This is a genomic window from Parachlamydia acanthamoebae, assembly GCF_000875975.1.
GTDB lineage: Bacteria > Chlamydiota > Chlamydiia > Chlamydiales > Parachlamydiaceae > Parachlamydia > Parachlamydia acanthamoebae.
Map to the genome: position 1 here is coordinate 192,953 of NZ_BAWW01000005.1, position 8,148 is coordinate 201,100.

The following is an 8,148-nucleotide window of genomic DNA, read 5'->3' on the forward strand; positions in this document are numbered from 1 at the left end:
TTATTAGAGGGCACAATGACTAAACATCCCCCTGATAAATTATTTTATCAAAAACTTGAAGTCCATATTCACCCTTCTAAAACAAATTCATCTTCATTTGTTTCGAAATTATTTTCTAAACTCAAACGTAAAATTTTTAGTGAGCCAAATCAAAATCCCTTACAAGGAAGAATTCAAGAGCTGCATTGGAATAGCACGCAAATTCGAGAAGAATTGGAAAAGATCAAGGCAGGGGTAGATTTAGATTTACAGCCACTTGTTTTTGAAGTGATTGATCCAATGCTTCGCAGTATTCAGCAACTGCACCATATCACACAAAATGCCTCTCTTCCTGCTGTTCATGAAAAAACTGTACAACGGTATATGAAGTGGATCGAGCAAGCAAAACTATGGGTTCAGCTATACACGAAAGCAAAAGATAAAGAGGAAGTTTTAAAAGCGGTCATCGATCACATCGTTTTAGCGTCCAATCAAATTATCGAACGCGATCTTCAAATTTTAAATGAATACAAAATACAGGCTATTGAATTTTTGGATGGCAATCCCGAGAAAAAAGAGACTTTACGAAAAAATTTATATGATCAAATGGCACCATTTTTAGACAATCTTGATCAACTTAAGCGTATCAATTGTCCCGAATTTCAAGATTTAAAGGCTGTCAGTTCTTGGAAAGCTAAAATTGACAGTCTAAGGCAGGAAAATTTCAATAATGCCTTACATGCTATTGATACTTTCATTGAGGATCATCGTTAGCCTTAACGGCGAAAAATTGGCGTAGTTGCACAATATTCCCTTCACTGATTCCTTTCATTTTTTTGAGCTCTTCATCGGAAGCTTCTTTTATTTTTTTTATGCTGCCAAAATGCTTCAAAAGAGCCTTCTTTTTGGCAGGTCCTATTCCTGGCACATCATCGAGAATACTTTTAATGGTTCGCTTTTGCATACGCTTACGATGAAACTTAATGACGAATCTGTGGGCTTCATCTCGTATCTGTTGCAAAATAAAGAGAATGGGAGAGGTCACTTTTAGAATTAAAGGATCTTTCACATTTGGTAAGAAAACCTGCTCTAGCGTTAATCCTCGGTCGTGGCGCCCCTGCTCTTTCGCAATGCCTATCACATTCACAGAAATGATATCCAATTCGGCCAAGACTTTAAGGGCAATATTGAGATGCCCCTTCCCCCCATCAATGATCAATAAATCAGGCAAATCATTTTCATCTTTAGCTTTTCCATACCGACGGGTGAGCACTTCCCGCATAGCCCCATAGTCATCGGAAGGACCGGCTTGCTTGAGTGTATAAGTCCGATAATTTCTTGTGTCTTTTTTACCATCGGTAAAGACAATGACTGAAGACACGTGCTCGGTACCAGCAATGTGCGAATTATCAATGCATTCAATTCTTTTTGGATAATTGGTTAAATGAAACTGCTCTTGTATGGCTAATAAAATATTTTCACGCAGCGTTTGCTCATTCTTTTCTTTCTTAAAAGAGGCTTCGGCATTCGCTTGAGCCATGTCAATTAAAACACTTTTTCCCCCTCTTTTAGGAGCATACACTTGAACTTTTCTGGCGCGATTTTCAGATAAAAGTTCGGTGAGAGCAACTTCATCCTCTATTTCTATAGGAAGCAATATTTCATGAGGTAAAAAATCTCGATTTTGGTAGTGCTGCAAGACAAAAGAAGTCAATAATTCGGCATCATCGTCCGCTATTTTTGTGAAATTGAAACTTTGGGAGGAGGTCAACCTTCCCTCTCTAAACAACAACTGACAAAGCATCACGTCTTCACCCTGTCGATAAATACCTAAAGCATCGGCGTCTTTACCTGACACACTATCCACATACTGAGGTTCGATCGTTTTTTCAATATAACGTATGGTATCTAACGATTTACCAGCTTTTTCAAATTCCAAATTCTCCGCATAAGTTTCCATTTCCTGATACATTTCTTGTAGAATTTCTTTATTTTGCCCGCGCAAAAACTTGATCGTCCGGTCCACTTGTATCTGATACTCTTCTTTTGTGCATTTTTGTACGCACGGAGCAATACACCGTTTCATGTCATAAAGAATACAGGGACGTGTTCTGCGCGCAAATTCCGCGTCTGAGCATTGACGGAGAGGAAAAAGGCGATGGAGAAGATCCAGGGTACGCCGTGCAGCCCCAGCGTGCGTATAGGGACCAAAATAAACACCATCTGCTTTTGGTTTACCACGGTAACGCTCCAGACTAAGCATGGGCCAAGGATTTTTCACATTAATCTTTAAAGCGACATAACTTTTATCATCTTTTAGTAGGGCGTTATATTTCGGTTTGTGCTTTTTGATTAGATGGCTTTCTAACAACAAAGCCTCTTTTTCAGAGGTAACGCTAATCGTTTCAATGGATTCTATTTGGGGAACAAGGAAAGGAATCATTTCGCGGCCGTCACCGCTTGTCATAAAGTATTGTCGAATGCGGGTGCGGAGATTTTTGGCTTTGCCGACATATAAAATCATCCCGGTGCGATTTTTCATTAAATACACACCAGGATGATTTGGATAAAGAGAGAGAGTTTTAGGATCAAAAGGCATATCAGGCTTGCGGATTTATACGATTTGCGTCGATTTGTTTAGTTTTATCCATTAAATTTTGAGAGTGTTCCCCATGTTTATGGGTTTTCTTTAATTGTTTTTTGAACTCTTGCTTTTTAGCTTCTCGTTGCTCACGCAAATGTTTTTCGTTGCGAATTTCGAGTGTAAGCTCTTCTTCCGTTTCTAGATTTTTTTTTGTATCTTTAGTCAGGTATTTGGAAAAGATTGCATTAGTCTTTGCTTTATTGCGTTCAAGCTGCGTCGATTTGCTCTGATTTTCTAGTTGTTCCTCAACATTTTGAGCAGGTTGATCTATTTCACAATCTTCATTTTTGCTATCTTCTCTAGATAGTCCAATTTCTGCCTCAGAGAATTCTTCTACTGGTTCTTTTTGCTCATCTTGCGATTTATAAAGAGAGCTGTCTTGATTGTAAAATTGCCGAAGAGAATCTCCTCCAGCAGGAGAATTTAAATTCGTATTCACGTTTTTCTCCTTCACTCCAAGTTTTCACTTGCAACACTATTATTATACTAAATAATTCAATAGTTAGGCAATTTTTTCTTTCTCAAGCTCTTGCAATGCTAACTGACCACATGCTGCGGCAATATCATCCCCTTTTGTATAACGACAGGTGTTGACAACTTTCGCTCCAAAAAGAACAGCGCGAAATTGTTTAATCGCTTTTTTCTCAGGTCTTTTCAATCTCAAGCCAGGAACGGGGTTGTATGGAATCAAGTTGACGGTAAATTGGCTTTTACCATGCAAAAGATGCGTTAATTCAAAGGCATGATCGGGATGGTCATTGATCCCTGCAATTAGAGTGTACTCAAAAGTAATATCCCGTTTTGTCAGTTTTGCATACTCATCCATCGCTTCCATAATTGCGTCTAAAGGATATTTACGAGCATAAGGGATGATTTTTTGACGAATATGTTGATTAGGCGCATGTAAGGATAAAACCAGGCTTACTTTGAGCTCTTCCCGACTTAAACGCTTGATTCCTTCAACGATGCCCACCGTAGAAACGGTAATACGTCTTTGCGAAAGATTTAAAAGTTCAGGGTTGCTGAGTAAACGGATTGACTTGATGACTGGATCATAATTTTTGAGAGGCTCACCCATTCCCATATAAACAACGTGAGAAACACGTTCATTTTTGTCTTTCAGCCATTGGTTGATGAGGAAAACTTGTTCAACAATTTCATGCGGACGTAAGTTGCGAAAAAAGCCTTGTTTTCCAGATGCGCAAAAAGCACATTTGGCAGGGCATCCCACCTGCGAGGACACACACACAGTACGCCGATCTCCGGAGCAAATTAATACAGATTCAACAAGTTTATTATCTTTTAATCGCCATAAAAATTTATATGTTTCTAAATCAGCCGATGGTTTTACATGTACAAGCTGTAGATGTGATAGTGAAATTTGCGACTGAAGTAATTTTTTTAGATCAGTGCTAATATTAGTCATTTCATTCCAATCAATAATTCCTTTTCCATAAACCCAATCGATTAATTGTTTGGCGTGAAATGGTTTTTGATCGAGAGAAGTCAATAAAGTCTTGAGTTCTTCTTCTGTCATTTCAAAAAACTGATGCATCTTTTAAATCTCATGATAAATTTTAAATTCGGTCAACTAAAGGAAAAAATTTTATCACATACCCACATATTCTTCAATGCTTTGATTTTTTCAGCTTGATATATGAGAATCAAAAAGTTTCATTATTTTTTTAATTAAAACCAAAAAAGATTTTGCTTTTTTCTTGTCGCTTATTTGCCACTTAGATATTGTTCATGCATAAGAAAATGATCGAGTTGTGGCATCAACTCGTGGATTACATTCTATAAAACCTGTTTAGTAAACAGGCATTAATCTTTTGAATCCAGAATTTAACGCTAACAATCGTTGAAATATGTCAAGTATTAACAACATTTAGAAAATAAAAAAATGCACACTTCAGAAGTGCACGTGGTAGACAACGAGAAATGCGGGCAAAATTTGACAAGCTTGCGGAAAACCTCTTGCATCCATATAATTTGTACTTTTCTATTGTTGTGATGGGTTGTTTTACTCAAATGCAAGAGTACTCAATTACATGAAAATATAAACTGAAACGATAAGTAACTAAATTGTACACAGGAGTGTCTTATGCTAAAAAAAACTTTTTTAATCACAATGCTTTCAATCTTTGCAGCTAGTGCTAGCTATGCGAACGATACCAAGCAAGAAGAAGAAGAAGCTCAAAAGTTTTCAACAGCAATTTATCATCACGATGATGAAGAAGAGCATGGCAAAGAGCTAGCAAATCTTCAAGCTGAAGAAGAAGAGCAAAACCTACTCGTTGCTAGTGAAGAAGACGAAGAAGAACAAAAAAAACTACTCGCTGCTAGTGAAGAAGACGAAGAAGAGCAAAATCTTCTAGCTGCAAGCGATGACGACGAAGAAGAAAACCTTCTCGTTGCTAACGAAGACGAAGAAGAGCAAAATCTTCTAGCTGCAAGCGATGACGAAGAAGAAGAAAACCTACTCGCTGCTAGTGAAGAAGACGAAGAAGAGCAAAATCTTTTAGCTGCAAGCGATGACGAAGAAGAAGAAAACCTTCTCGTTGCTAACGAAGACGAAGAAGAGCAAAATCTTCTAGCTGCGAATGATGATGAAGATGAAGATGCTTTAGCAAAATGCTCTTGCGGTGGAAAAACAAAACAAGATAAATTTTCCGATAATGAAGACGAAGAAGATCAACTTCTCGCTTATTCTTACAATGATGAAGATGAAGACGAAGACGACGATCTAGTTTAATTTTTATCTCATCTAGATTTAGATGGCAGATCACTGCCATCTTTCCTTTCTTAGTTACCCAGAAAAGCCCCCCTCACATTTCTCAACCATAGCTTTAAAAAACGCAGAATATCTTTTTGTCTACATAACCATCGAAAAGTTGCATAGAGGCCAAAATAATGAAAAACGGTTTTCATTGTTTCATAAAAATGAGTTAGAACCATGCGACGTGTCACTAGACGTAAATCATAATCCGTTAACACACGATTAGTTGAAATGCTCTTCAAACGACGATTTAAAATAAAGCGACACAACAATTCATAGCCACCTCTCAATTTGTATGAGGTATTGAATTTTCCTAAGACTTTTAATGTATCAGTTTTGAACCAACAAGATTGTAAGCTTGTTGGTTGTTGCCCCATTTTCAAAAGCTTTAGATTTAGATGTCGAAATAGCGTCTTAGGTTCCGAGCGGCCATTTCGAAGAAATGTACCACAAAAAACCAGATCAGGAGATTGGTGGTTTAAGGCAAGCGTCATCATATATTTTAGGGTTTCACGTCCTAAATAAAAATCACCAGGAAAAAGACAATTCAGATACTCGCCTTCCGCTTGAGCAATCCCTTTATTCAGCATCTCATAGCGATGATAACCTGAAACTGAAAAAATCCTAATCCGCTCATCCCGATAATTTTTGATCACTTCCAAAGTTCGATCTTTAGAACCCGCATCAACCACCACAATTTCAAAACGCGGGTATAGCTGGTTTAAAATATGATCTAAAGTTAGAGAAACGGTGTGCACACAGTTAAATGTAGGAACAACAATGGTTACTTTCGGATATGCGTAGTCTTCGTAAGGATAGGGATTCTGAAAATCAGAAGAGAAGTTTACCGTGTTATCGTAGATATGTCCTGATTTATCTATCATATAAAGAAAGCTATAGCCTTTGTAATCTATTCTTTTGTTGGAATAATGACTTTCAGTTGAGGCGGATTACGTTTAAGTTCATCAAAACGTTTCGCAAGATCCAAAGCCTCATCATCTGAAAGTTGTCCACTTTGAATTTTCATCTTGATCTCCTCACGCATTTTCATCCAATTGCGATCTAAAATGCGTTGCACCGTTTCTTTGAAATATCCTTCAGCTTTATCTTTATTGATTTTTTTCTCAAGAATTTCAGAAATGAGTGTTTGTCCTTCTTCATCATCAATGGCTATCGCTAATGAAAGGAGATCGGGCACCTTCTGATTTTTATATCCTTCTAAAAAAGCCGTGAATAGACGGCCACACACCAAATGATAAAAATCTTCTACTTTCAAATTTAAGCAAACCATTTCGATAAAGTGGGGATGTGTCTCACCCATTAATAGCATCCAACGCAATAAATCACACTCTAAAATGCGATCAGGGTCAACTTGAGCCGCAGTTCCAATACTTGCTCCTTTTTTCATAAAAGCATGTGAAGAACGAGGAAGCACTCCTTGATTGACCATATTTTCAGGCACCTGCATTAAATGCGCCAATTGTCGCAAACTTTCGTGCACCATGACGGGATGGTTCCATTTTTGAATTTGCTCGGTGACAGTCTGAACCAGTTCACTTTTACCCGCAGGCGAGGCACTATTGAATTTTTTTGATAAATGGGTAACAAGAAAAGAGAGATAATCAATACTTTTTTGCAAAAGGATTTGAAAACTTTCAGGTCCTTTTTCACGTAAGAAAATATCGGGATCCATTCCAAGGGGAAGTGCAACAATTTTAACATCCACTCCTTCCTTTTGAAAAAGATTTCCAATCTTCGCCGCAGCTTCTTGTCCAGCTCCATCGGGATCTAAAGCCAAATAAACAACCTGGACACCGAGCTGCATCAACTCTTTGACATGCCCTTCTCCAAAAGCTGTGCCCTGTCCAGCAACAGTCATATTGAATCCCGAATAAATTAAACGTAATGCATCGACTTGACCTTCGACAATAATAGCGCGTCGCTCTTTTGCAATTCTTTTGCGGCAGTAATTCAGACCAAATAGGACTCGAGATTTTTTAAATAAAGGTGTTTCCGCCGTATTGACATACTTACCACCAAATGTTTCCTCTTTGAATTTTCTCCCTGAAAATCCAATGACGCCTCCAGTTGGATGATGAATAGGAAACAAAATGCGGTCGTAAAAAAAATCCTTTTTTTTCCCTTCTTTGGTTTCAATTATAAGCCCCGCTTCTAGCATGGCATCATCCGAAATCGAACGCGCATGTAAAACTTTGCGAAGCATGCCAAATGGAGGAGCAAATCCAATTTTAAAATATTGAATAAAGGCTAAATCAATCCCTCTTTTATAAAGATACTGCAAGCCTTGATGACCTTCGGGTGTGTGCAAGAGAGCAAAATGATAAAATTCAGCAGCCAATGCAAGGGCTTCTCTTAAACGCGCCTTATTGATCGTCTTGGTTTCTTCACCATTTTCAACTTGATCCAAATGTACGTGAAAACGGTTAGCGAGATATTCTACGGCTTCAAGAAAGCTCATTTTTAAATGGTTCATTAAAAAATGGATGGCGTCCCCATGTGCCCCACAGCCAAAACAGTGATAATGGCTATCCCCTTTCTGTACCACAAATGACGCAGATTTTTCATCGTGGAAAGGGCAGAGAGATTTATAAGAAGCTCCCGCCCGTTTTAAATCAAGATGCGCGGATAGAACATCCACCAAATCAATTCTCTGACGTAAAGTTTCAAGGCTTTCTTTGGTAAAAACTGGCATTTTAATTCCTCTCGGGCTTCACATTTTCAATTT

Annotated in this window: 7 protein-coding genes; 2 read left to right on the forward strand and 5 right to left on the reverse strand. The window is 38.1% G+C overall.

Annotated features, from left to right (window positions below; translation table 11 throughout):
• Window positions 1-15: 15 nt before the first annotated feature.
• The gene (locus AOM43_RS03285) at window positions 16-753 is read left to right on the forward strand and encodes a hypothetical protein (RefSeq protein ID WP_059359002.1); all 738 of its coding nucleotides are present in this window, start codon (window positions 16-18) and stop codon (window positions 751-753) included.
• Here AOM43_RS03285 and uvrC read toward each other — a convergent pair.
• The 3 genes from uvrC to rlmN all read right to left on the reverse strand — a co-directional run bounded on the left by uvrC (window position 734) and on the right by rlmN (window position 4,178).
• On the reverse strand, window positions 734-2,578 hold the full coding sequence (uvrC, locus tag AOM43_RS03290) for an excinuclease ABC subunit UvrC (protein ID WP_059359004.1): 1,845 nt from the start codon (window positions 2,576-2,578) through the stop codon (window positions 734-736). The two genes, AOM43_RS03285 and uvrC, sit on opposite strands and share 20 nt — an antisense overlap.
• A 1-nt stretch (window position 2,579) precedes the next feature.
• Window positions 2,580-3,062 carry a hypothetical protein gene (locus tag AOM43_RS03295; RefSeq protein ID WP_013924834.1) on the reverse strand — a complete coding sequence of 161 codons (483 nt, stop codon included), beginning with the start codon at window positions 3,060-3,062 and terminating at the stop codon, window positions 2,580-2,582.
• Between the two features lie 63 nt (window positions 3,063-3,125).
• On the reverse strand, window positions 3,126-4,178 hold the full coding sequence (rlmN, locus tag AOM43_RS03300) for a dual-specificity RNA methyltransferase RlmN (protein ID WP_006340971.1): 1,053 nt from the start codon (window positions 4,176-4,178) through the stop codon (window positions 3,126-3,128).
• 549 nt (window positions 4,179-4,727) lie between these two features.
• Between rlmN and AOM43_RS03305 the strand changes: the two genes are divergently transcribed.
• The gene (locus AOM43_RS03305; protein ID WP_059359006.1) at window positions 4,728-5,378 is read left to right on the forward strand and encodes a hypothetical protein; all 651 of its coding nucleotides are present in this window, start codon (window positions 4,728-4,730) and stop codon (window positions 5,376-5,378) included.
• Between the two features lie 50 nt (window positions 5,379-5,428).
• Here AOM43_RS03305 and AOM43_RS03310 read toward each other — a convergent pair whose 3' ends face one another.
• Both AOM43_RS03310 and dnaG read right to left on the reverse strand, forming a co-directional pair.
• Window positions 5,429-6,286, reverse strand: coding sequence for a glycosyltransferase (locus tag AOM43_RS03310; protein WP_059359009.1), 858 nt, complete (start codon window positions 6,284-6,286; stop codon window positions 5,429-5,431).
• Between the two features lie 26 nt (window positions 6,287-6,312).
• A complete protein-coding gene (dnaG, locus tag AOM43_RS03315; RefSeq protein WP_059359011.1) occupies window positions 6,313-8,115 on the reverse strand; it encodes a DNA primase in 1,803 nt (600 codons plus the stop codon).
• Between the last annotated feature and the right edge of the window lie 33 nt (window positions 8,116-8,148).